Below are 24812 nucleotides of genomic sequence, written 5' to 3'. Positions count from 1 at the left end.
ACCAGTGAGGCCAGCGAGCGCTGTCAGGCCTGCCTGGCCATCCGACTCGCCAGTTCGACGTGTTCGTACGGCCCGTCGGTGACGCTCGGCCCGTGACCGACGTGAAGCGCCTCGAGTCCGGGGTCGATTCGTTCGAGTAGCCGACCGATGCTGTCGATGAGCGTCGATCGATCACCCTCCGGGAGGTCGGTTCGCCCGAACGCGCCGTTCTGGAAGACAAGGTCGCCAGCGAACAGCACGCCTGTCTCGCGTGCGTACAGACAGAGGTGATCGTCCTTGTGGCCAGGCGTGTGCAACGCGACGTACTCGTCGTCGCCGAGGACGACCGTCGCCTCGTCCGCGAGTTCGTGGTCGACGCCGTCGGCCGACACGTCGAACCCCCAGACGTCGACGTCAAAGGCCGTCGCGACGGCCTCGAGATTACCGACGTGATCGGGGTGGGTGTGAGTGAGCACCACGGCATCGAGCGCGTCGACGTGTTCGCGGATCGCCTCGACGACGTCGAAGTTCGCTCCCGTATCCACGAGGACGGTCCGATCGCCAGTGACCAGGAAGGCGTTGCTCGTGAACACCTGCTTGCCTGCAGCGAGATTTGCGATCATCGCCAGCAAGTACGTCTCGGGCCACTTTGTGCGTATCGACACGTGATTTCAGGCGGTTGGGGTGCGTACCGTAGTGGAATCGACATTCACAAGGTCTTTTACTGAGAGCACGTACAAGAGAGACGAATGAACGGGTCGGCTCTTCGAACAGGGATCCTCGTGATCGCTCTCCTCGTCGCCACAATCGGTGGCGGAACGCTGGTGGCCGCCGACGATTCGACCACCGCGGTCGAACGAGAGCGGCAACCGGGTATGGACACCGGACAGCCAGCGTTCGGCGCTGGCGAGGATCGATTCGCGAACACCGCCGCCTCGTTCCAGGAGCAGGGCTTCGAAACGACGACGTTCATCGTCACAGTCAACGACGACGGATCGGCCATCTGGACGTTCCGATACGAACGCATTCTCGAGGACGACGAGGCTGAGGCGGAATTCGAGACGTTCGCCGAAGAGTTCGAGTCCGAAGAGACGGAACGATACACGGACTTCAAGGACCAGGCAAACGCCCTCCTCACCATCGGTCGAGAGGAGACCGATCGCGAAATGAAGGCGACCGACTTCAACCGAACAGCCAGAATCGAACAGCGGTTCAATACGAGAGGCGTCGTCGAGATGTCGTTCACGTGGAACGGATTCGCGCAGGTAAACGACGGCGAAGTCGTCGCTGGCGACGTGTTCGAAGGGAACTTCGTCATCTCCTCCGACCAGACACTCGTCATCGAAACAGGTGACGACCTGCGGTTCGCCGACGTCCAACCGGCCGGCGAGCTCAGTGCATCGTCCCTCGAAGCCAGTGATTCGGTCACCTGGACCGGCCGAAAACAGTTCCTGGCCGGTCAGCCACGCGTCATTTTCGAGACCGAATCGGCGGGTGGATCGGTCGAACCAGACGGGGACACAGAAAACGAGTCGGCGCTCCCGATATCCACCATCGCACTGGCACTCGCTGGCGGTGCGATCTTGTTCGGTCTCCTCGCTGCCGGTATCTCCCGGTACGGCCTCCTGTCGAGGACAGACCAATCGGATCCGGATACACGCCCCGAGCCGACTCGAGAACCCGACCAATCGTCCGCCCAGCCGATACCGGACGACGAACTCCTCAGCGATGAGGATCGGGTTATCTCACTCATTCGAGAGCGAGGTGGCCGAATGAAACAGGTCAACATCGTCGACGAAACCGGCTGGTCGAAGTCGAAGGTGAGCATGTTGCTCTCGGAGATGGAATCCGACGGTACCATCAGCAAACTTCGCGTCGGTCGGGAGAACATCATCAGCCTCGAGGGATTCGAACCGGAGGCGGCCAGATCGCCGTTCGAGGAGTGATCCGCGCATGCGACGGCTGGTCACAGTACCGATGAAACGCAACCCTTAAACAGTCTTCTCGGCAAGCATAGATTGCAAACCCGCTCCGTTGGTGTAGTCCGGCCAATCATATTGCCCTCTCACGGCAATGACCAGGGTTCGAATCCCTGACGGAGCATCCTTTTCCCGACGCCGTCTCCCGATTTCGAGTCCGTGCTAACCTCACGTAAGCATGAAACTCGAAGGCAATGCGATTGAGATGGTCGGGTTACCCCGACGCCGTATAGCGATTCCGACTATTTGCCCTGCAATCCGATTCGCAGGATTCGTTCGGGAGGGAGAGCGATGGATCTAAGCGAGTTCACGCTCGTTCCGGGCCCGACCGAAGACCGACTCGGCGAACGGCAACTGATCGATTACCGAACCGAGCGAGAGGAGATGGTCAAGTGGCTGCTCACGTTCGGCATCGAGCCGGAGAAAGCGAACGGCTACGCAGAGAGTACGGTCAAAAACCGGATCTACCGGATGGACCAGTTCTGCCGATTCGTCTGGGACTGCGATGGCCAGTACACGACGGCAGTCACGCACGACCACGCGGATGCATGGATGCAGGAACTGGCCTACGCCGAGTGTAGCGACACCCACCGCGACCTGTGTCAGAAGGCCGTGCGGATGCTGTTCAAGTGGCGTGCCTACGAGCGCGGTGGCGAGGAATGGGAGCCCACGATCACGTTCAGTTCGAACGACGGGACGACAACGCCGCGCGATTATCTCACGCTACAGGAGCGAAAACTCATCCGCGAAGCGGCGTTGGAGTACGGGAGCATCCCGTCCTACAACAACGTCAGCCCACGGGAACGCAGCGAGACTAACGCCTATCTCGCCCAGCGGTTCGAGAAACCCGTTGAGGAGATCACGAAACGCGACTGGAAGCGTGCGAATAGCTGGAAGATCCCCAGCCTTGTCAGCGTCAGCCTCGACGCCGCGTTACGGCCCATTGAAGTCGAGCGGTCCGTGGCCGGATGGGTCGATCTGGAAAACGGGATTTTGCGCATTCCGATCGAGGATAGCTCCAAGAACGAAGACAACTGGCGCGTCAGCCTCAGCAAGCGCTCTGTCAGTATGCTCGAGCGATGGCTCGACCAACGAGCAACATACGATCTGTACAACGGACGCGATGAGCTGTGGTTGACACGCGAGGGGAACCCGTACGGATCCGCGTCGCTTCGACGCATCCTCCACCAACTGTGTGAGATCGCTGGCATTGACTACGAAAACCGGAAGATGAGCTGGTACACCATCCGCCACTCGACGGGGACGTATATGACGCGTGAAGAGGATCTGGCAGCCGCACAGACACAGCTCCGACACAAGAGCCCGGAGACGACGATGAAGTACGATCAGGCTCCAGTCGAAGATTGACAGAACGCATTAGATCGAATAGGATAACTCCCGCACTGTCACTATTCGCTTTTGCATAGGCGTATCATGATCGTATAATATTCGAATTCTCAATCAATATGAACGTCTAACCCAGGGTTTGCGGAAGATTCGTTGCCGAAGCTAGAATGCTCTTTCCGCTCCGACGTCTCGCTATTCGCTATCGTCTTCCAGGGTGGACGAGTTAACGGTTCAGTCGACCACGGACGTCAGTTCGCTCCGGAAACGGGGACTCGAGTGCGGCTACGAGCATGGCGGCCGTTTTCTCGGCGTCAGCGAGGTCGATCAGTTCGACTGGTGAGTGGGTGTACCGACAGGGAACGGCAATTGCCCCGGCGTGACGTCCGCGACCGGCGCTTTGAAACTCGGTTGCGTCGGTAGTTCCACCGATCATGAGGTCGTGTTGGAGAGACACATCGGCGGTTTCGCCGGCCCGTTTCAGCCACTCGAGGCTCTGTCTATCGACGAGGACGCCGCCGAAGAGGTACTCCGAGGTCCCGTCGCCAAATTCGACGACGGGACCCGCTCCGAGTTCGACGTCGACCGATCGGTCGCCGTCGATCGGGTAGTCGTCAGTCGGAAAGATCTCGAGGGCGACGGCGACGTCGGGATCGACGTCGTGAACCGCGGCACGGGCGCCCCGCAGGCCGACTTCCTCCTGGACGGTCGCGACGTAATGGACCGTTCTATCGGGTTCGGCGGTTCGCGCGACAGCGACTAAAATTGCGAGGGCGATTCGGTCGTCGAGCGCTCGACCCGTGACTCGCCCGTTGGCGAGAGTCGTCAGTTCGCGGTCCCAGGTCGCCTGATCGCCGGGTTCGACGTTCAATTCAGCGACTTCCGCTCGACTCCGTGCGCCGAGATCGATGTGAAGGGTCTCTGGAAGAGCGTTTTTCTCCTCGGCGTCCATGAAGTGTCGCGGCTTGGCCCCGATGACGCCCGGGACTTCGTCTGGTCCGACGCGCACTTGTTGACCGAGCAAATACCCTCGATAGTGACCGCCGAGCATCGAGAACGAACAGAACCCATCGTCGGAAATCGCGTCGATCAGGAACGCGAGTTCGTCGGTGTGAGCGGCGAGCATGACCTCTTCGTCGTCTCCGTCGCCGTAACTCGTCGCGACCACGTTCCCCATCGCGTCCCACGAAACCTCGTCGACGTACGGTTCGATCAGTTCCTCGAACGTTCGAGCGACGTGATATTCTCGTCCAGGCCCGCCACGAGCAGCGACGAGACGGTCTAGTTCGGCTCGATCGATATCCATGGATAGCGTGTTAGGTCAGCCGTGGTAGCTCTTGGGGCATCGGCACGCCGCTCGAACGAGCAGCGAGAACGCTTGTTGTTTCGTCGACGATTAGCAAATTCGAGGATGCTACGTGGAAATACGGCTGAGATCGAACCGGTCGAGTAGTGGTCTAGCATGATAGGGTGTGTCTATTTTCCTGTAATGAAGAGAGAAGGTAACACACTGAGGACTGTTCGCAATGAACAAGAAACGCGTTACTTCAGACCTGAATCGGCGTAGGTTCGTTAAATCGATGGCGGCCGCCGGGACCGCCGGGCTTTTCGCGGGATGTCTCGGAGCGAATCCAGACGACAGCGGAGACGGGGGGACCTTCCGAATCGCCACGTCCGACGAAGTAGAGACCTTCGATCCGCGGATGAATCAGATGGCGTGGTACAGTTCCGCTGCCCACTACATGTTCGATTCGCTCCTCATGATGAAGCCGGACGGAAACGGTACGGTCCCACACCTTGCAGACGGCGAACTCGAGGAGGTCGACGAAACGACGTTCGTCGCCAACATCCGCGACGACGTTTACTTCCACAACGACACGCAGCTGACCGCCGAAGACGTCGCGTACTCGCTCAATTGGGTCCGAAACCCGGACAACGACTCGCCAAACCTCTCGAACGTCGAGTTCATCGACGAAGTCGAAGCGACCGGTGAGTTCGAGGCAACACTCCACCTCGAGTATCCGTCGGGACTCCTGGAGCGAACCCTTACGGAAATGAACGCGGCGATCGTGTCGAAAGAAGCCGCCGAAGAGATGGGCCAGGAGGAGTTCGCACAGAATCCGGTCGGGAGCGGTCCGTTCAAACTCGAGAATCACGAACCGTCTGCCAGCGTCGAACTCGTGAGCCACGACGAGTACTTCCTCGGCGAACCCGAACTCGACGGGCTCGAGTACCGAATCATCCCGGAGACGGAAGTCGGCTACGTCGAACTGGCGGACGGCAGTATCCACCGGTCCGGCGTGACGGAAACATTGCTCGACGAAGCGCAAAATGACGAGGATATCGACGTCTATCAGCTCGACAACTTCGACTTTCAGGGGTTCACCGTCAACTGTCTCGAGGGACCGTTCGAGGACGTCAGGGCACGCGAAGGGCTCCACTATCTCATCGATTACGACGACCTGATGACGGGAGCCGTGGGCGATCTCGGTAGTCGAAACTGGGGGCACATGCCCCAGGGCGTCATCGACGCGTGGGACTTCCCGGCCGACGAGTGGGAAGAGAAGTACTATCCCGAACAGGATTACGATCGTGCCCTCGAATTGTTCGAGGAAGCGGGGATCGGGACCGATTTCGACGTCGAAATCACCGCAATGTCCGGTGAGGCAACGACCGGACGGGCGACGGTCCTCCAGAACGAGTTCGAAGAGGCCGGTATTAGCGCGACGGTCAGCGAGGTTTCCGACGGCGAGTGGCTCGAATCTCTCGATACCGGCGACTTCGATATCACCACGTACGGCTGGGGTGGCGACGACGATCCTGACGGGTACTACTACTACATGTTTCGTGATCTCGTGAACGACGACGGCGGGATGAGCGACGACGTCGTCGGCCACTCGTCGATCGGCTACCTCTACGAGGGCGCGAGAAAACGCGGAGAAGACGAGCACCTCGAGGATCTCGAACGCCTGGACGAAATCGTCCGTGCCGCTCGAGAGACCACTGACAGGGACGAACGCTACGACTACTACGTCGAGGCCGTCGATCTCCTGATGCCACTGTACCCCATTATCGGCGTGTACTCCGCCGAGAGCGCGACCGGCGTGCACTCGTCCGTCGAGGGGTACGAACCGACGCCGTTCGGAGAACAAGAAGCGTTCAACGAGTGGCAGCAAGCCACGGTCGACAACTGAACCGAGCCGAGACGAGGATGCCAACCAGGTAATAATGGGATTATCTCGATATACCCTCCGGCGGCTCGTCCAACTCGTTCCCGTCCTGTTCGGAATTGTAACGCTGACATTCGTCATGATTCACGCGTTGCCGGGCGATCCCGTTCGCCTGTACCTCGGAACCGAGCCGGGACAGGAGTTGGCCGACGAACTGATCGAGAGCCACGGCTTCGACAGACCGCTCTACGAACAGTACTTCGAGCACATCTGGCGACTCGCACAGGGTGATCTCGGTCAATCGTTCGTCTACAACCGGCCGGTATCCGATCTCATCTGGGAGCGCATGGAGCCGACGCTCGTCGTCATGGGACTGTCGTACATCGTGGCGCTACCGGTCGCCATCGGACTCGGGATATACGGCGCCGCCCGCCACAACGAAGCCGGCGACCACGTGTCGAGATTCGCCGGATTAGCCGGGATTTCGACGCCAAACTTCTGGCTGGCGTTGATGCTTATATACGTGTTGACGTACCACCTCGGACTTCTTCCCGCATCCGGATACACCTCGCCGTTCATCGACCCGGTCGAGTCTGCGACGTTACTTATCATGCCCGTCATGACGCTCGCGACGGCGCAGACCGCGTTGCTCATGCGAATGACTCGCTCGAGCATGATCGAGGAACTCCGCACGGACTACGTCGAAACGGCTCGTGCCTACGGAATTCGGGAGCGAAAGATCTTGGTCCGTCACTCGTTTCGAAACGCGCTGTTGCCGCTCATCACGATCGTCGGTCTCCAACTGTCGACGTTGCTCGGCGGAAGCGTCATCGTCGAAGAAATCTTTGCCATTCCCGGTCTCGGACGGCTATTCTTCGACTCGCTCATCGATCACGATTACTCCGTCGCCGTCGGTGTGACGCTGTTCTTCTCGACGATATTCCTGATCGGCGTCGTGATTACCGACATCGCGTACGCGTACATCGATCCACGGATCAAATATGATTGACACAACACCGATTACGATTTCGAGCGGTCACCACTCGACTCCGTTACGGGGTGAGGACGGATGAGTCACGAGAGAACGCGTGAGGAGAGAGCAGAGCTCGACACGAAAAGCGGTTACGCCACGACGATCCTGAAACTCAGGCACAGTCCGACGTCGATCGTCGGACTCAGCATCATCGGGGTGCTCGTCCTGATGGCGGTATTCTCCGCCATCGATGGCTTCCTGTTCGACCGGGCTATCATCACGTGGATCCACGCGGACCCGTACGCGATGGATCAGAGCATGCGGTACGCGGAACCCTCGTCAGCGCACCCGCTCGGAACAGATCAGTACGGACGCGACGTCTTGTCGCGTCTCATCTACGGAAGTAGAACGGCGCTTACGATAGGTATCGTTTCCGTCGGAATCAGCTTCGTCGGCGGAGTCGTTATCGGCTCGGTCTCCGCGTACTTCGGTGGCTACGTCGACGACGGCCTGATGCGATCAGTCGAGGTCCTGTACGCGATTCCCGGCCTCGTCCTCGCGATGATCTTCATGGCGATTTTCGGGCCGAGCATCTACAACCTCTTCATCGCGTACGGTATCGTCGGTATCCCGGCGTACGCACGGGTAATGCGTTCGGAGGTACTCTCCTTGCGCGATCGACAGTACGTCGAAGCGGCGAAGCTCGCGGGGCTTCCACGGCGAACGATCCTCTTTCGAGAGATCGTTCCGAACGGGCTCGCCCCGGTTGTGGTTCAGGCGACGCTCTCGATGGGTACCATCATTATCGGGGCGGCCGCACTGTCATTCCTCGGATTCGGCGTTCAGCCACCAACGGCCGACTGGGGTCGAATGCTCGCCGACGGTCGAACGGCGCTGCTCGTCGCCTGGTGGGTCGCCTTGTTCCCCGGTCTAATGATCTTCCTCACAGTCATGGGATTCAACATGCTCGGCGATGGATTGCGAGACGTAATGGACCCGAAGATGACCGTCGAAGACGTCGGGATCGACGACTTCGATCTCGACGAGTTCCCGTCGGAGCCGAACAGTGAGTATGGATTCGGCGAGTTCGAGGGCGACGGTCGGTCACCGACCAGTACGGACGGTGGGTCGGGCGTGTACGACGGCGGTGATCGCCAGTGAGTCTTCTCGAAGTCGAGGACCTGCGGACGTACTTCTTCACGTCCGGCGGGATCGTTCAGGCCGTCGACGGTGTCACCTTCGAGGTCGACGCCGGCGAATCGTTCGGAATCGTCGGCGAGAGCGGGGCCGGTAAAAGTGTCGCAGTCAAGAGCCTCATGGGATTGATTCGCGATCCGGGCCGGATCGTCGACGGCAGCATCCGATTCGACGGTCGTGAATTGACCGATCTTTCCGAACGCGAACTCAGACGGGAGATCCGAGGAAACGAGATCTCGATAATCTTTCAGGATGCCATGTCGGCGCTCAACCCCGTCTTTCCCGTTGGAGACCAGATCGAGGAAGTCATCGTCGAGAACACGGACCGATCGCCAGCAGAGGCCAGGGAGCGAACGATCGAACTACTCGACGACGTCGGTATTCCGGATCCCGAACAGCGGGTCGACGAATATCCGCACCAGTATTCCGGCGGGATGCAACAGCGAGCGATGATCGCGATGGCGCTCGCGTGCGACCCACGGCTGATCATCGCCGACGAGCCGACCACGGCACTCGATGTCACGATTCAGGCGAGTATCCTCGAGCTGTTCGACGAGATTCAGGAGAAGTACGAGACGAGCATGGTCTACGTTACGCACGACCTGGGCGTCGTTCGAGAGGTGTGCGACCGCGTCGGCGTGATGTACCTCGGCAAGCTGATCGAGCGTGCACCGTACGAGGAACTGTACCGGAACCCGAAACACCCCTACACGCAGTCCTTGCTCAACTCGGTGGTGACGCCGGACGAGACGCTCGACGAAATCAATCCGATCGCCGGAACGATGCCGAGCGCAATGGCGCCACCATCGGGCTGTCGGTTCCACACTCGCTGTCCGGTCGCATTCGACGACTGTCCGAAAGCGATCCCGCCGTCCTACGACGTTGGCGACGACAGCCACCACGAGGTCGCGTGCCTTCTCTACGACGAGACTGTTACACGAAAGAAGCCCGCATTGCACGAACAGGGTACCGAGACGATGGATGGAGAAACTGCCGATGACTGAACCACTCCGGAGGTACGTATGAGCACCAGTAAACAGCGTGAGAGTACGGACGAGCGAATCGATCGCGTCGATGGCCGAGAACCGTTGCTCGAGGTCCGAGACCTGAAAAAACACTTTCCGGTTCACTCCGGTCTCTTCGCGTCGATTCGTTTCGACCGCGACTCGAACGGATTCCCCGTTCGGTTCGACGAGTCGAGCGTGAAAGCCGTCGACGGAGTGAACTTCACGGTCGAACCTGGTGAGACCCTCGGTGTGGTCGGCGAGTCCGGATGTGGAAAGTCCACCCTGGCACGGACGATAGTCGGCCTCGAGGAACCGACCGAGGGGAAGATTCGGTTCGATGGCGAGCGGACCGACGAAATCGACGAATCCGAGTTCCGAAAACGGACGCAGATGGTGTTTCAGGACCCACAATCCAGCCTAAACGGTCGACGGAAAGTCGGACGCATCATCGAAGATCCGCTCGAGGGCGCCGGGTGGGAGAAATCGAAACGCCAGGAGCGCTCGCTCGAGTTACTCAACCAGGTCGGTCTCAAGCGAGAGTACTACGACCGGTATCCACACGAGTTTTCCGGCGGGCAACGCCAGCGAATCAACCTCGCGAGAGCACTGGCGGTCAACCCCGACCTCGTGATCGCTGACGAACCGGTCAGCGGTCTGGACGTCAGCGTCCAGGCACAGATTCTCAATCTGATGGACAATCTCCAAGAAGAGTACGGACTCACGTACCTCCTCATCTCGCACGACCTGAGCGTCGTCAGGTACATCGCAGACCGGGTCGCCGTGATGTACCTCGGCGAGTTCGTCGAACTGTCCCCGACGGAAGCGCTATTCACAGAGCAGCACCATCCGTACACCAGATCGCTCTTGCGCTCAGTCCCAAACCCAGACCCGGATCAGCCGGGCGTTCAGTCGACGCTCGGTGGAACCGTCCCGAGTGCTTCGGACCCCCCGCGAGGCTGTCGATTCCACACTCGCTGTCCATCGTTCATCCTCCCGGACGGCTTTACCGCAGACGGATACGAAGCGTACGAGAATCTCCTGTCCGACGTTCGTAACAGGGGGATTGACACCGCTGCTGACGGTGCGGTCGATGTCGTCGACGCGTACCTCGGCGATTCGGACGGAGTTCCGGCCACGGCACGCGAAGACGCCAAGCAGGCTAGTGAACGCGCGTTAGAGGGTGAGTGGGAATCCGCCAGGGAGGTCCTCGAAGGCCACGAATCGATCTGCCAGTCGAATCCGCCGCCACTCGAGCCCACGACGCATTCCGACCGCGCCGCTGCGTGCCACATCAACTTCGACGACCGAGGTGAGGATCGTGAGTCTTGATGGGCAGACCGACACGCGATCCCATGTCGAATCGGTGCTGCCAGACCTGGACCGAATAAGTGCGAGCGTGTATGCCGCCGATCTGCGTACGAACGAACCGATAGTCGCGATCAATCCGACGGTTCCGCAGTTGCCGGCGTCGAACGCGAAACTCGTCACGGCGGCGAGAGCGTTCGCCGAATTGGGGCCCACCTACCGATTCGAGACGACGGTCCATGCGGACGGCGAGATCAGGGACGGACACCTCTTCGGCGATCTCGTCCTCACCGCACGAGGCGCACCGGACGTCTCACAGGCGGACCTCATGACGATCGCCGACGGAGTCGCTGCAGCGGGAATCGAGACCATCGCCGGTGAGATCGTCGTCGACGCTTCGGCGTTCGATCGAGAGTCACTCGGTCCAGGTTGGACGTGGGACGACGGACAGTTCGCTTACGGTGCCAAGAGCACGCCGCTTGCGATCGAGCGAAACACGGTCGACATCACAGTCAGCCATCGTACCGATTCGGTGACGGTCGACGCGTCGCCGACGTCCGAAATCGTGCGAATCGAGTCCGACGTCGAGTCGGGACCAACCGAACGACTCGAGGTGTACAAGAAACGTGCCTCCGAAGTCATTCGAGTCGAAGGTGAGATCCCGCCGGGCGAGACGGCTGTCGAAGCCAGTCCCGTCGACGATCCGATGATGCACGCGAGCTCGCTTCTGCGAGACGCGCTCGAGGCGAAGTCGATCGATATCGATGGCTGGATACGAATCGAACAGGACTCGGTCGAGACGGACGGGGCCCCGTGTGTGACCGTCGAGTCGGCACCGCTCTCGACGCTCGTACGTGACATGCTCGTCACCTCGGACAACTTCGTAGCCGAACAGCTCGCGCGGACGATCGCGCTGGAACTGGAGGGGCAGGGCTCGTGGGACGCCTGGCGAGAACACGCGGAGGCGTTTCTCACGAATCATGGTAGCGATGCCGCTCGACTCTGCGACGGCTCGGGCCTGTCACGGTACAACCTGCTGTCGGCCTCGAGTGTGAGCGCGGTCCTCGAGTGGTGTCTCGAACAGCCCTGGGGCGAACAGTACCGTCAATCCCTCCCGCTTGCCGGCACCGAAGGGACGGTCGAAAATCGACTCACGGACGTGTCGCTTCCGGTCAGAGCCAAAACAGGTACGTTGACCGGCGTTCGGACGCTCTCGGGATATGTCGAAGACCACGACGGCAAGCCCGCGGTAGTCTTCTCCTGTCTCCTCTCGAATCTCACCGGTGAGTGCGAGGCGACGGCCACGGAACGAATCGACGAACTGGTCGGAGAGATTATCGAAGCGGCCGACCTCGATTGACGTACTTCTCACTCTGAAGCGTGTGGATTTTCTCTTCGAAGCTGCGGAACGGATCGCAATCTCAGATACGAGCGGGGTTCTCTGGGGTCGACAAAACCGCTGCAATCGCTTGTTCATCGACACTCACCAATACAAAACGGTCCGAACGGCTCGGTCCGGCGAGTAACCACACTCCTAGCGGAGCGAGAGTTCGTTCCGCTCCTCTTCTTTGACAGTGGTGAGTACTCGTTTGAGGATCATCGCTTCACCTTTTCGAAGGTGCTCAAGTGCTGTCGGACCGGAGACGTCGTGTTTTTCGGCGAGATCCTTCGCAGCGACGTCGCGTGGCCAGCCGTAATACCCTTCCTCGACCGCCGAGAGGAGGTACGTCATCTGCCGATCGGAGAGGTCGTCTCTGAGTGCGTCGATGAGGGTATAATTCGTTGATGCGTCGGGTTCGTAGTCGACGACGCGGCGAACGTCGACGTCAGCGACCGCTTCCAGGTCGGCGATAGCGGAACTGATCGCCTCGCCGTCGGCGAGCAACGTCCAGTGCTCTGTGTCGTCGGTGATCCGAATTTCACCGATGGGCGTCAGTGACGATTCCACGATCGTGTCGTAGACCGAACTCGTCGCATCGAAACGCGCGTGAAAGCGGAGGTGGCAAGAGCCCGTCTCGAGGAGGTCCGTCGCTCGAACGGCCGGGTACGTCGCAACCGTTTCTGCGACTGCTTGCAGGTCGAGGTCGCCCTCACCGGTGACGACCAGCGTCGCCAGAATGTCGGTCCCGTCCGAACAGATATCGGTGATAACGAGCGTGGCCGACGGATACTCGCGAGTTATCGACAGCATCCAGCACGGCTTGTGCCACAGCGTCAAATCGATCCGTTTTTTCATAGGAGGGAGATTGTGCCTATTGTTGCCACGCTACGTATAAAAATTTACGGTCGAACGTATCGTTTAACATATTGGTATACTGGGTTGGATTACGTCAGTAGTCGGCAGCAGACGCCATCAGAACACGAGGTTGTAGACGATATATACGTGCAGTGGACTATTTAGTAATCGCGACGGTACCAGTTTACAGTACATGTCTTCGACACCCGTTGACGGGGATATTGACGTCGTCGAGGCGACGATCGAGGAACTCCACGAAGGTATCGAGATGGAGTTGCTCACTGCCGAATCGATCGTCGAACGATACCTCGACCGAATAGAGCAGTACGACGACGAACTGAACGCGATTCTCACGGTCAATTCGAATGCCGCCGAACGAGCGAGACAGCTCGACGCTCGATTCGAATCCGACGGTTTCGTCGGCCCGCTCCACGGCATCCCGACCATTCTGAAGGACAATCACGACACGGACGACATGCCGACGACGGCCGGATCGGTTGCCCTCGCTGAATCGGTCCCGCTGCGGGACGCGTTCATCGTCGAACGGCTTCGAGAAGCGGGCGCGATCGTCCTCGCCAAAGCGAACTTACAGGAGTTTTCCTTCGGCGTCGATACGATCAGTTCGCTTGGCGGTGAAACGCGAAACGCCTACGCGCTGGATCGGCGTCCGTCGGGCTCGAGCGGCGGAACGGCGGCGGCGATCGCCGCAAACCTCGGCACGGTCGGAACGGGAACTGACACGTGTTCGTCCGTTCGGTCGCCACCCGCGTTCAACAACCTCGTGGGACTCCGACCGACCAGCGGACTGGTTAGCAAAACCGGGATCGTGCCGCTGAGCGAGACGCAGGACACGGCGGGGCCCATCACCCGAACCGTTGCCGACGCTGCGCGGATGCTCGACGTGATGGCCGGCTATGATCCGGACGATCCGGACACGGCAGTGAGCGTGGGCAATGTCCCCGATACGGGATACGGTTCCCACCTCGACGAACGTGGTCTCGAGGGTGCCCGTATCGGCGTCGTAAGGGAGTTGTTCGGGTTGCAGAACGAAGAGAGCGCCTCTCGGGACGCCGCGACTGCGGTGACCTCCGTGATCAAGCGCGCGCTCGAGGACCTGGAGGCGGCCGGAGCGACGGTCGTCGACCCGGTCGAAATCATCGACTTGGACTATCTCGCCTCCGCCCGGGTCATCGGCTACGAGTTTAAACGAGACATCAATCGCTACCTGGCAGGGTTAGGGGACGACGCACCCTACGAAACTATTGGGGAGATTCTCGAAGCGGAGGTGATCGCGCCGCCAGTTCAATCCCGACTGGAGGAAGGAATCATGCTGGCTATCGATACCGAGGCGCTGGAGCAGGATACCGGGTACCTCCGTCGGCTCGAGCGACGGCGAGAACTCAGGACCGATACACTCGATCGGATGGCCGAACACGACCTCGACGCGCTGTTGTATCCGCCGTCGACGATCCCGCCAGTACGGATCCCGGACCATCAGCCGTTCGAGGAACTGTCGTGTGAACTCGCCGCTAACACGGGTCTCCCCTCGATCGTCGTTCCGGCCGGATTCACCGACGACGGACTCCCTGTGGGCGTGGAATTTCTGGGTCGCCGATTCGCCGAACCCCGGTTACTCGAGCTCGCCTACGCCTACGAACAGAACACGAACCATCGACGGTCACCGGACGGATTCGGACCGCTGACGTAGCCACACGCAATTTCTGGTTCGTGATTTCGCGGTCCGTTAACGCCAACGAACGCGAGCGTCTAGCATGCGAGGGTGTAAACTTTCCCCGGTACTCTGTGACATAGCGAGTAATGGAATTAGGAGCCCGGAAGGAACGGCTCACCGAAATCGCATCCGAGCTACTCTCTCCATACGGGACGCCGGTATACGTCTTCTTCGAGGACGATATCAGAGAGAACTATCGAACGCTGCGGAACGCACTCGACGAACAGTATTCAGACTCAGTCATCCATTTTGCCGTCAAATCGAACTACAATCCGGGGGTTCTCAGAGTGCTTCGGAACGAGGGCTGTCACGCGGAGGCGTATGCTTACGGCGAACTATCGGCAGCCCTCGAAGCCGGCTACGAACCCGGCGAGTTACTGCTGACGGGAATGAATCGACGTCCCGAGGACGTCGAGCGAGCGCTTTCGCTCGGCGTCGAGTACCTCCTCGTCGACAACGCGACTGAACTAGAGCGGTTACTCGACGTGGCGGAGAAAACGGAAACGCGACCGAAGGTGTTGATCCGCGGGAATCCCGCGATGGAGGTGCCGACGCACCCCGAGGTAGCGACGGCGACGCGGGAAACCAAGTTCGGTCTCGATATCGACTCCGGGCGGGCGATGGAGGTCGCAGAACGTGCCGCATCGTCCCCTGCAGTCGAGCTTGCCGGCGTCCAGCTCCACATCGGTAGTCAAATCCGTGGCATCGAACCGTACAACGTTGCCGCCCGCGAAATGCTCGCGTTCGCGGCGGAGATACGGGACGAGCTCGACGTCCTGATCGACGTCCTCGATCTCGGCGGCGGCTTCCCCATCCAGTACGATGACCCGGTTCCGGATACCGAGGAGATCGTCGCGGAGATCGCGACGACGGTTCGCGAGACCGCCGCCGAGTTCGAGTTGTCGCTTCCCACGCTGTTTTTCGAGCCGGGTCGGCGACTCGTCGGCAATGCCGGTACCCTGGTGTCGACCGTCGGCGTCGTCAAGGAGACGCCACACACGGACTTCGCCGTTCTCGACGCCGGAACGAACGCGTTGTCGTCGTACTGGCCGTATCCGATCTATGCTCTCAAAGACGGCGAGCGAAGCGAGCAGTACGACGTCGCCGGACCGCTCTGTTACTCCGGCGACGTCATTGCAGAAGGCATTTCGTTACCGCCGCTCGAGCGCGGCGACTACCTCGCGATCGACCGAATTGGTGCGTACTCGCTCGGCAGCGCCTCACATACGAACGCACAACCGAAGCCCCCGGTGGTGCTCGTCCGGTCAGACGGGGATGTAGACGTAATCCGCCGACCAGAGCGTGCGAAAGACGTCATCGCAAAATCGGTGGTGCCAGATGACCTCCAGTGAACGCCTCGGCGTTCAGCGAGCGAAGACCGTGTACGCCCCGGACGAGCGCGTCGCCTGTTTCGAGGTTGACGTCACAACGAGGGATCGTGGAACGGTCGTCCTCTCAGGAACTGTACAGACCGATAGGGTCCGTCGTTGCCTCCTCGAGACGGTCGACCGGACGAGTGCGCGCGACATTCACGATAATCTCTCCGTACTCGAAGACCACGCCGAGCCGCGAACGACCGATCGCCGCGTGCTTCCCGTCTTCGGCGCGCCGGACGACGATGCTGAACAGGTCACGCAGCTACTGTACGGGGCTGCCGTGACTGCGTACGACGAGCGTGATAGGTGGCATCGGGTACGGACGCCCGGCAACTACCTCGGCTGGGTCGACGCGACTGCGCTGACGGACGTCGGAGGGACCGCACAGGACGAGTGGGTCGCAGACGCGGTGATCACCGCTGTCCCGGCCACGCCGGTCGAGACGTCTGATACCTCGATGAGGACCGTTCCCGCCGGCACTGACTGCCGACTCGAGTCTCGAGACGATGATCGCGTTACCGTCTCGTTCCGGACTGGCGCTCGGATGACGCTTCCGGCCTCCGCTGTTGGTGAAATGACGCCGGTAGGAACGGGCGACGACGTCGTCGCCGTCGCACGGCAGTTCCTCGAAACGCCCTACGAGTGGGGCGGATTGACGATTGAGGGAATCGACTGTTCCGGGCTGGTCTGGGTATCCTACGCCACCATCGGCCTCTCGCTTCCACGAGATGCGGACCAACAGGAGACGATGGGCGTGGACGTCGATCGAGCCGACCTCGCACCCGGCGACCTCCTCTTTTTCCCGGGACACGTCGCGATCAGCCTCGGCGGGACCGAGTACATCCATGCGTACGGCGGCGACGACGAGGTAACCATCAACAGCCTCGATCCGGACTCCGATCGGTATCTCAAATCGCTCGACGACTCGATGACGGGGGCGAGGCGATTGCTCTCGGAGGGCCACCCGTGATCGTCGACCGCGTCGACGTCTACGCTGTCGAGTTTCCGCTGACGGATAGCTTCGAGATCTCACTCGGATCGAAACATCGGGCGACGAACGTGCTCGTCGAACTCGAGACCGAATCGGGAGCCGTCGGCTGGGGAGAAGGCGCTCCGCTCGAATCGATCACGGGCGAAACCGCCGATAGCGCGGTCGCGTGCGCCACCGCTGGAACGTCGGTCCTCGAGGGACGAGACCTGCGGGATCGTCGGAAACTCGTCGCCGAACTCGATGCGGCGCTTCCGGAGGCCGTCTCCTCGCGGCTGGCACTCGAGACGGCACTATACGACGCCTACTGTCGGGAGCGGGGTATCGCCCTCGCGGAGTGTTTCGGCGGCCGTCCGCGTCCCGTCAGAACCGATCTGACGGTCTCGATCGTCGATCCGGAGACCGCAGCCGAAGAAGCGAGGGCTGCGCTCGAGGCGGGCTTCGACGAAATCAAGGTCAAGGTCGGCGGGAGCGTCGAGTCGGACATCGAGCGCGTCGCTGCCGTCCGCGACGTCGCACCCGACGCGGAGATCAAGGTCGACGCGAATCAGGGGTGGTCGCCGAAGGAGGCGATTCAGTTCGCCGAGAGAGCGGCGACGAGAGGTCTGGATCTCGAACTCCTCGAGCAACCCGTCCACCGAGAGGACATCAGCGGGCTGAAACGGGTTACCGAAACTGTCCCTATACCAGTCGCTGCCGACGAAGCAGTCTTCACACCCGCAGACGCGCATCGTATCGCGGCAGAAGACGCCGCTGACGTCATCAACATCAAGGCTGCGAAATCGGGGCTGACCGGCGGCGCTGCCATCGCCGAAATCGCCCGCGGCGCGAACCTCGAAGTGATGATCGGCTGCATGCTCGAGAGCGCTCTCGGACTCCACGCCAGCGCGCACCTGGTCGCCGGCCTCGGAGACTTTTCGTACGTCGACCTCGACGGCAACCACTCGTTCGAACGGGGAATCACCGACGTTCCGACGGGGCCGACGCACGAACTCTCCGGCCCCGGACACGGCGTCGTCCCGGATCCCGAGGTCGTTCCCGACACGCCTATCCGCGACGGCGACTGACGATACCCGTCGCTTTGAAACGAAGGGTGGCGACGACAATTCAGTCGTGACGCGCGTACTGTCCTTACTCGAGGAAGGTACTCGAGCACGAGCGTACACGGTCGCCATCGCCGTCACTGGAACCACAGCGGACCGTCTACTCGAGGTCGCAGTCAGTCACCGGTCGCCACGAGCGAGCGGACCGTCGGGCGCAGCCGTCTGCTGTCCGCACCGACCGTTGTCCGTCTCCCGATTCGACGGAGAGAGACGGACACCGATGAACAGGCGGAGATCGTCATCGACCTCCTCGTAGCGGACCGGTGCCGGACCAAACACATCCACTTCTGTATGGACGATGCGGACGTCGAGGCGGTCATGGCTCACGACCTCACGATGATTGGAAGCGACGGCAACTCGATGAAACCGACCGGGCCCCTCGGCGACGGCGTGCCACACCCGCGAAGTTACGGAACGTTCCCTCGGGTACTCGGCCACTACGTCCGCGAACGCGGCATCATTTCGCTCGAGACGGCGGTCCACAAGATGACCGGGCAACCGGCAGCGCGGCTGGATCTCGAAGACCGCGGCGTGCTGAAAGAAGGGGTCTGGGCGGATCTCACCGTCTTCGATCCGGATACCGTCGCACAGGGCGGCTCGTTCGTCGATCCGGACGTCTACCCGGTTGGAATTCAATACGTGATGGTCAACGGAGAGTTCGTCGTCAAAGGACACCCTGCATGTGATCAACTTCTAGAAGCCGAGCGGCCTCCGAGTATTGTTACCGACCGGTGCGTCGAACTCTATTGGAGCATCATGATCGATCTGCTGGACAGCATTCCACGAATTATTAACTGCGACGTAATTCAATTCTGCTGTTCACATTTATCCTTTAGATGGGAGGATCACAAGGTGAACCGTACTCACTTCTTCCGCACTTGGAGGAACACAATGTCGAAACCCGATTCCCACTAGATGGGTTGATGATCGGGGAGCGGCTCAGATGGTACAATCAATGGCTTTGAGCGTCTGTCGTGATCTGTTGTAGAACTCCTGACCACCATATCCGCCGTTGAAATGCAATCAACCGCTTACTCTACAGCTAGAATCCACGGCTTCTCGTCAGAATCGTACGCACTCATCGCACCACTGTGACTCCGCGTCTCTGGCGCCAGAATACCGATGTGCTTGAGCTGCTGGACGAAGTTGAACAACACGTTCGACCGGACAATGTCTTTCCACACGCTTTCATCAGTATAGATCCGCTCAGTACGCCCAGCCTCAATGAGTTCCCGAGCCCGAGTCCGACCACTCCGGGTACAGAACGTGCTGAGGAAGACGTTCGGATACTCGTGGACCAATCGCTCAAGCAGATCTGGGAAGTAAACTCGAGGCCCTTCCTTCCGCAGCGCATCGAGGAGAAGCCGAAACTCGGGATGGCGCTCGAAGCAGTTGCGCAATAGGATTGCGAGTGGTCGCTGGCTATCGACGACAGTCGAGCCACGTACTGAGTGTTTCACGCTTTCGAGATCCGTCAGATCAGCGATTCGATCCCCCTGAAGTACCGCGACAGCGAGGTTGCCCTGATCAGTCAATCGGTAGCGATCATCGCTTTTGCGTTCGACTAACCCAAGAGATGAGGCTCCAGAGAGTGCTGACTTACCGGCTCTGAATCCGTATTTCTCCTCAAGCAAATCGACGAGTTCGTCATCTGCGAGCGGTCCGTTGGTGGCGATTGCAACGGCAGGAGCAAGGTAGTTCAGTGGCTGGGCAAGTGACAACATTGCGATGTCGCCCGAAATGTCGCTCCGGCGAAGGCGAACGGAGAGTTGGCCTTCGATGTCGACGACCTGTTCGTGCGCTTCGCTGGCCGGTGGGTTTGCCCAGTGTGTGGTACCGTCATTTGTGGTGCTGATCACGCCCACACCTTTCGAGCGCAGCATATCTGTGTGTGGATCGACGGCATCCGAAGCGGCGGCCAGATACGAGATGTGAGAGCCCTGCTGGTAGGTTAGCGCCTGGCCAATCCCTCGCAGTATGTTGGTCGAGCCCTTGACCTCGATTGCGAAGACCCGATCAGCGTTAGTGAACCCGATAACGTCCGGATAGCGACCACCGATCGTGATCGTGTGCGGTTCACATTTCTCGAGGACCCCTGCGTAGGTCTCCTGGTGAGACCCAGGAATGTGGACGAGTGGCTGATAATCGCGCTCGTACAGGTCGGCAACGACATGTTCGAAGACAGTCGGTTCGTCCATTAGTAGCTCGTTCTAACCTGTCATGCTTGAAGCTATGGTTCATCGGTAGAACCAAGAAAGGATACTGTCTAGTTTAGCACCTCCGCTGGCGTCTGTCCGCTGAGTGACTGATGGTCGCTGTGTGTTGTAGTAGTGTACGAGATGTTCAAGACACTCTCTGACGTTCTCCCGACTGGTCTAGGACTCGCTAAGCAAGTCTGCGAGCATTTTCCGAACTACCTCAACGACCTTCTCGTTCCTCGAACTGGCCTAACTAGACACTGCCACTTAATGGATTGTGTCGGATTTATTTTGGGATCAAGCTCGAGATTTTCTCCTGTACTGCTGATAAACTCCCTCGGATAATCGGGGGAATCACAACAATCGTTCACAATGAGCATGGCTGTACATCGGGTCGCTGTGACCCGAGAACCACCATGAGCACGCAACAACACCGACCGATCGAACAGTACTTCCCGACCGAACCGTGGCTCGAGCAGTACCGCGCGGCCATCAACGACAGCGACGCGTACGCTGACCACTCGGCCGGATGGGGCGTCGACTTCGACGGAACGTTCGTCTTCCAGATCGAAAACGTGCCGATCGAGTCCACCACAGTCGCGGAGTTGCCGTCGAAACTCGTTGAGGCGACCGAGGCGGAGTTCGCGACGCTTTCGGAGGATCAACTCGAGGCAATCCTCGACGATGCACCGGCGGAGGTACGTGAGAGCGTCGAGTCCAGGAACGGATCGCTCGACGAGCGTCTCACTGCCGAGGTCAAAGAAATGACGATGGGACAGTTCCCCGAACGAATGTGGCCGGAGCTTCGGGGCGCACTACCGGACATCGTCAGCGATCTGATCACCCAGCTTGAGGAGAACATGGCCGACGACGGGATTATCTACGCGTACCTCGACCTCTACGACGGCAAGTGCAACGGGGTGGATACGCTTCTGGACATCGACGACCGCGAGTACGGATTTCGGCTCATCGGCGAGTACGGCACGTGGGCGAAACTGGTTCGCGGCGAGGGCGACGTCATCAACATGCTGATGGCGGGCGAGTTCGAGATCGACGGCAGCATGCAGAAGGTCCTGCAGTACTCCGAGGCGGCGGTCGATCTCGCGGAGATCTCCGCCGACGTCGAGTCGCGGTTCATCTTTTGAACTCGCATTCGGAGCGCATCTCTGTTCGAACCGCCGGCGACCCGGTTTCGCGTTTTCCGTTTCCGATCGCTCGAGAGGACGGCAGAACTCAGTGTTCGATGATCAGTCCGTACACGAGTCCGAGGGTCCCGCCGTACAGCGTCCACGCGATCACGCCGAACAGTCCGTCACCCGTGAGATTGGGAATCGCCATTGGGACGCCCATCACGACCGTCTGCCACGCCGGCATCAGGAACAGCGAGAAGAGCACGCCCACGGCGAGCCCGTAGCCGTTGCCGAGTCCGAGCGTCGTCGTCGTGAGCGCGGATCGCTTGAGTAGCGGCACGAGGAGCTTCCGGAGGTAGTCGTTGCGACTCGAGAGCATCATCACCTTCGAGACGAACGAATCGATCGAGCTCGCGACGAACAGGCTAAACGGCAGCGCGAAGAGGGCCCCAAGGGCGAACATCGCGAGCCACCCCCCGTTCAGCGTCGGCACGCCGAAGATCGACCCGATCTCCCGGATCGCGTCGGTGTCGTGCAACTGCAGGACCAGGGCCGCCTGGAATCCGCCGGCGATCCCGCCCGCGATCGCGGCTTCGATCTCTCTGGCGTCGACCTCGAGCGATCGGACCCGCTCGAGGACTGGCGCGAACGCGCTTCGAGACGCCACCTCGTCGGGATCGGCGCCCGAGTTGGCGTCGGTTCCGGGAGTTGCGTTGGTGTCGGCCATCGTGGTGTCTGTCGGTACCGTTCTCTGGTAACGTGCCTCAATGTTGTTCCGTGGATGCGCGGCGGTTTATACGTAACAGGGTCAGCGTTCGCAACGACGACCGCCGAAACCACCGTCTCGAGACGAGTGGTCGACGATGAGAGCCCGAAGATGAGTGGCCGACGGTGGGAGTGCAAAACGAGTCCCAAGCGTACCGCGTCAGTACGCGCTCGTGCCGGTCAGTTCCTTGCCGACGATGAGCTTCTGGATCTCGGTGGTTCCGTCGGGGATCGTCATCACGCGGGCGTCGCGGTAGTACCGCTCCAGGCGGTTCTCGAGGTCGAGCCCCGCGGCGCCGAGCACCTGAAGCGCGTCGCTGGTCGCCTCGATCGACCGCTCGCAGGCGTACCCCTTCGCGAGCGACGAGAGCAGTCGCGCGTCGGGATCGCCGTCGACGAGCGCTTCAGCCGCGCTTCGAGAGAGGCCCCGCGAGGCCTCGATGGCCGCCCGGACGTCGTAGAGCTTCTCCTGGACCAGCTGGTGGCCGGCGATCGGCTCCCCGAAGGTTTCCCGCTCCTGGGCGTAGGCAAGCGCGTCGTCGAACGCCGCCTGCATTATTCCGACGGCCATGAACGCCATCCCCGTTCGCATGAACGAGAACATGACGTTGAGCGGCTTGTGCTCGAAGAAGAGCTGGCTGACGCTCTCGGGAAACGGCACGATCTCGGAGATGTCGTGTCCGTCGGCGATGGCGTCTCCGAAGATGGTCGAGAATCGGTTCTCGACCGGAACGCGGACGTCCTCGAAGACCATGCGCCCGTTCGGAACGCCCTTCCAGCCCAATTTGTTCATCTCCTCGGTCTCGAAGTCGGCGTTCGCTCGGTCGACTAGAAACATATCCTGGACGTCCTCGGAGGCGTCGTGGGCGACGACGAGCGCGACGTCGGCAATCTGTGCGTTGCCGACCCAGACCTTCTCGCCGTTGAGGACGAATTCCTCGCCGTCCCTACGGGCGACGGTGTTCGGGTGGGCCGTATCGGAGCCGCCTTCGGGCTCGGTCACCGCGAGACAGCCGATACACCGGTTGTCCTCGAATTTCGGGAGCATCGCCTGCTGGGTCTCGTCGGCGGCGAAGCGGACGAACAGCGCCGGGAACGACATCTGCAGGGCGACGTTCAGGCTCGGCCAGACGCGACTGATCTCCTCGCTCGCGATGACGAACCGCCAGACGTCGCCGAAGTACTGGTGGACGGTGTCAGGCGTAAAGCCGATACCGAGCTCCTGGAGGTCGTCCAGGTAGCCGACGAGATCGTCGCGCCCCATCGGTCCATTGCGGTCCTTCTCGTCGACGATTGGCTCGATCTCGCCTTCGAGGTACTCCCGGAGGTCGTCGCGAAACGCCAACTGGTCGTCGGTCAGGCGCATTCGCTTACTCCGCAGGGACCTGCTCGGACAGTGAGTTCATGATCGGTGCCAGGCGGGTTCCCTTGTGGACGGGGCCGTCCATCTCGTACTTCTGCTGCATGAAGCCCTGGATCGGGTCGACGCTGCCGACGATGAGTCCGACCAGCGTGTCCGCGGGACCGGTGATTTCGAGCATTGGGTCGTCGAGTTTCCCGGAACCACCCCGCATCGTTTGTTCCTCGCTGTCGACCTCGAGGTGGCCCGCCATCGGACAGTCGTCGGCCTCGAAGTTGACGGTAATGTCCTCGTTGATGTTCTCTTGCACCTCGGAGGAGGTCTCGACGAGGACGTTCATCCCGGCCCAGAGCAGTTCCTGGAACTGGTCTGCGGTCTCGGGATTGTCCGAGACGAACGACGCGATGTCCATCGTCTCCATGCGCTTGACCACGCGACCGAACGTCTCCGGGTACTCCCGGACGAGCTCGTCGGTCTGGCCCTCCATCCGACCGAGCAGGTCCGGCAGGTCGTCCTCGAGTTCGTCGTCGGATTTGTCGAGCGATGCTTCGATGTCTTTGATGAGTTCGTCGTCCGTCATAGCTATCGATCCGGGTTCACCGTGCGGGGGTGAATCCCGATGGTAGTGAGTAGTGGACACGCCTCGAACAGTCTGATCCATGGGATACGCGGATCTTTATGCTCAATCTCAATAGTGACGAGATATTGATTGGCGGCTCTGTTGAAACCCTCAACTGTTGATAGGAATCGGGTGCTGAATTTAGAGAATGGATGCAGAACATCGACCTCGTTTATTTCAACCACATTGAATGGAACTAACCGGTACAGATGGGTGCGAACTGAACATGCTCCCTAACGAATAGAGGAGTTCACAGAGGGATGAGCGCTTCTATGATCGTATTGCCCAGACTAGCTTGGTGATCATAACCGCGGTAGTGGTCCGGAAGAAGTGTGTAGAAGTGGTCTATGA

General features: G+C 60.3%; 22 protein-coding genes, 1 tRNA gene and 1 pseudogene. 15 read left to right on the top strand and 9 right to left on the bottom strand.

The genetic code is table 11. The features are described 5' to 3' along the window. Nucleotides 1-23: 23 nt before the first annotated feature. Nucleotides 24-602, bottom strand: coding sequence for an MBL fold metallo-hydrolase (locus tag ACFQS4_RS10295; protein ID WP_497903179.1), 579 nt, complete (start codon nt 600-602; stop codon nt 24-26). A gap of 126 nt (nt 603-728) precedes the next feature. Between ACFQS4_RS10295 and ACFQS4_RS10290 the strand changes: the two genes are divergently transcribed. From ACFQS4_RS10290 to ACFQS4_RS10280, 3 genes are all read left to right on the top strand, one after another. Then, nucleotides 729-1925 (top strand): DUF4897 domain-containing protein, encoded by a 1197-nt coding sequence (locus ACFQS4_RS10290; protein WP_497901423.1) that lies wholly within the window; start codon nt 729-731, stop codon nt 1923-1925. Between the two features lie 82 nt (nt 1926-2007). Further along, nucleotides 2008-2082, top strand: a tRNA-Glu gene (locus ACFQS4_RS10285). A gap of 167 nt (nt 2083-2249) precedes the next feature. Then, nucleotides 2250-3326, top strand: coding sequence for a tyrosine-type recombinase/integrase (locus tag ACFQS4_RS10280; RefSeq protein WP_497901422.1), 1077 nt, complete (start codon nt 2250-2252; stop codon nt 3324-3326). A gap of 202 nt (nt 3327-3528) precedes the next feature. Here ACFQS4_RS10280 and ACFQS4_RS10275 read toward each other — a convergent pair whose 3' ends face one another. After that, nucleotides 3529-4608: a M42 family metallopeptidase gene (locus tag ACFQS4_RS10275; protein WP_497901421.1), complete on the bottom strand. Its 1080-nt coding sequence runs from the start codon at nt 4606-4608 to the stop codon at nt 3529-3531. Nucleotides 4609-4882: 274 nt separating this feature from the next. Between ACFQS4_RS10275 and ACFQS4_RS10270 the strand changes: the two genes are divergently transcribed. Genes ACFQS4_RS10270 through dacB form a run of 6 tightly spaced genes read left to right on the top strand, consistent with a single transcriptional unit; the run spans nt 4883 to nt 12314 of the window. Continuing rightward, complete coding sequence (locus ACFQS4_RS10270) at nt 4883-6496, top strand: ABC transporter substrate-binding protein (protein WP_497901420.1); 1614 nt, start codon at nt 4883-4885, stop codon at nt 6494-6496. 34 nt (nt 6497-6530) lie between these two features. Further along, nucleotides 6531-7481, top strand: coding sequence for an ABC transporter permease (locus ACFQS4_RS10265; RefSeq protein ID WP_497901419.1), 951 nt, complete (start codon nt 6531-6533; stop codon nt 7479-7481). A gap of 60 nt (nt 7482-7541) precedes the next feature. Further along, nucleotides 7542-8606, top strand: a complete 1065-nt coding sequence (locus tag ACFQS4_RS10260) for an ABC transporter permease (RefSeq protein WP_497901418.1) — start codon at nt 7542-7544, stop codon at nt 8604-8606. Then, a complete protein-coding gene (locus ACFQS4_RS10255) occupies nt 8603-9646 on the top strand; it encodes an ABC transporter ATP-binding protein (protein WP_497901417.1) in 1044 nt (347 codons plus the stop codon). The genes ACFQS4_RS10260 and ACFQS4_RS10255 overlap by 4 nt, the downstream gene beginning before the upstream one ends. A gap of 18 nt (nt 9647-9664) precedes the next feature. Then, complete coding sequence (locus tag ACFQS4_RS10250) at nt 9665-10978, top strand: ABC transporter ATP-binding protein (protein WP_497901416.1); 1314 nt, start codon at nt 9665-9667, stop codon at nt 10976-10978. Further along, on the top strand, nt 10968-12314 hold the full coding sequence (gene dacB / locus ACFQS4_RS10245; RefSeq protein WP_497901415.1) for a D-alanyl-D-alanine carboxypeptidase/D-alanyl-D-alanine endopeptidase: 1347 nt from the start codon (nt 10968-10970) through the stop codon (nt 12312-12314). The genes ACFQS4_RS10250 and dacB overlap by 11 nt, the downstream gene beginning before the upstream one ends. Before the next feature lie 174 nt (nt 12315-12488). Here dacB and ACFQS4_RS10240 read toward each other — a convergent pair whose 3' ends face one another. Further along, a complete protein-coding gene (locus ACFQS4_RS10240; protein WP_497901414.1) occupies nt 12489-13190 on the bottom strand; it encodes a helix-turn-helix domain-containing protein in 702 nt (233 codons plus the stop codon). 193 nt (nt 13191-13383) lie between these two features. On the opposite strand from ACFQS4_RS10240, the gene ACFQS4_RS10235 reads away from it, so the two are divergent. The 4 genes from ACFQS4_RS10235 (at nt 13384) to ACFQS4_RS10220 (ending at nt 18353) form a co-directional block, all read left to right on the top strand. Next, nucleotides 13384-14898, top strand: a complete 1515-nt coding sequence (locus ACFQS4_RS10235; RefSeq protein ID WP_497901413.1) for an amidase family protein — start codon at nt 13384-13386, stop codon at nt 14896-14898. A gap of 110 nt (nt 14899-15008) precedes the next feature. Further along, nucleotides 15009-16274 carry a diaminopimelate decarboxylase gene (gene lysA / locus ACFQS4_RS10230; RefSeq protein WP_497901412.1) on the top strand — a complete coding sequence of 422 codons (1266 nt, stop codon included), beginning with the start codon at nt 15009-15011 and terminating at the stop codon, nt 16272-16274. Further along, nucleotides 16261-17268, top strand: coding sequence for a C40 family peptidase (locus tag ACFQS4_RS10225; protein ID WP_497901411.1), 1008 nt, complete (start codon nt 16261-16263; stop codon nt 17266-17268). Before lysA ends, ACFQS4_RS10225 begins: the two co-directional genes overlap by 14 nt. Then, entirely contained in the window at nt 17265-18353 is a 1089-nt protein-coding gene (locus ACFQS4_RS10220) for a dipeptide epimerase (protein ID WP_497901410.1), read from the top strand. Before ACFQS4_RS10225 ends, ACFQS4_RS10220 begins: the two co-directional genes overlap by 4 nt. Nucleotides 18354-18509: 156 nt before the next feature. Here ACFQS4_RS10220 and ACFQS4_RS10215 read toward each other — a convergent pair whose 3' ends face one another. Next, entirely contained in the window at nt 18510-18716 is a 207-nt protein-coding gene (locus ACFQS4_RS10215; RefSeq protein WP_500193138.1) for a hypothetical protein, read from the bottom strand. Between the two features lie 33 nt (nt 18717-18749). Here ACFQS4_RS10215 and ACFQS4_RS10210 point away from each other — a divergent pair, with 33 nt between their 5' ends. Further along, on the top strand, nt 18750-19304 hold the full coding sequence (locus ACFQS4_RS10210) for an amidohydrolase family protein (protein ID WP_500193135.1): 555 nt from the start codon (nt 18750-18752) through the stop codon (nt 19302-19304). Nucleotides 19305-19420: 116 nt separating this feature from the next. On the opposite strand, the gene ACFQS4_RS10205 is transcribed toward ACFQS4_RS10210, so the two are convergent. Both ACFQS4_RS10205 and ACFQS4_RS10200 read right to left on the bottom strand, forming a co-directional pair. After that, on the bottom strand, nt 19421-20587 hold the full coding sequence (locus tag ACFQS4_RS10205; RefSeq protein ID WP_497901408.1) for a hypothetical protein: 1167 nt from the start codon (nt 20585-20587) through the stop codon (nt 19421-19423). Nucleotides 20588-20655: 68 nt separating this feature from the next. After that, nucleotides 20656-20761 (bottom strand): annotated as a pseudogene (locus ACFQS4_RS10200) (integrase core domain-containing protein); the annotation flags it as partial. Nucleotides 20762-21003: 242 nt separating this feature from the next. On the opposite strand from ACFQS4_RS10200, the gene ACFQS4_RS10195 reads away from it, so the two are divergent. Beyond that, nucleotides 21004-21732 (top strand): SCP2 sterol-binding domain-containing protein, encoded by a 729-nt coding sequence (locus ACFQS4_RS10195; RefSeq protein WP_497901407.1) that lies wholly within the window; start codon nt 21004-21006, stop codon nt 21730-21732. A gap of 88 nt (nt 21733-21820) precedes the next feature. Here the strand turns inward: ACFQS4_RS10195 and ACFQS4_RS10190 are convergent, their stop codons facing one another. The 3 genes from ACFQS4_RS10190 to ACFQS4_RS10180 all read right to left on the bottom strand — a co-directional run bounded on the left by ACFQS4_RS10190 (nt 21821) and on the right by ACFQS4_RS10180 (nt 24422). Next, a complete protein-coding gene (locus ACFQS4_RS10190; RefSeq protein ID WP_497901406.1) occupies nt 21821-22444 on the bottom strand; it encodes a hypothetical protein in 624 nt (207 codons plus the stop codon). Between the two features lie 198 nt (nt 22445-22642). After that, a complete protein-coding gene (locus ACFQS4_RS10185; protein ID WP_497901405.1) occupies nt 22643-23848 on the bottom strand; it encodes an acyl-CoA dehydrogenase family protein in 1206 nt (401 codons plus the stop codon). 4 nt (nt 23849-23852) lie between these two features. Next, nucleotides 23853-24422 carry an SCP2 sterol-binding domain-containing protein gene (locus ACFQS4_RS10180; RefSeq protein WP_497901404.1) on the bottom strand — a complete coding sequence of 190 codons (570 nt, stop codon included), beginning with the start codon at nt 24420-24422 and terminating at the stop codon, nt 23853-23855. Between the last annotated feature and the right edge of the window lie 390 nt (nt 24423-24812).

Source organism: Saliphagus sp. GCM10025317, assembly GCF_042663665.1.
Taxonomy (GTDB): Archaea; Halobacteriota; Halobacteria; order Halobacteriales; family Natrialbaceae; genus Natronosalvus.
This window is presented reverse-complemented; position numbering and strand designations above follow the sequence as displayed.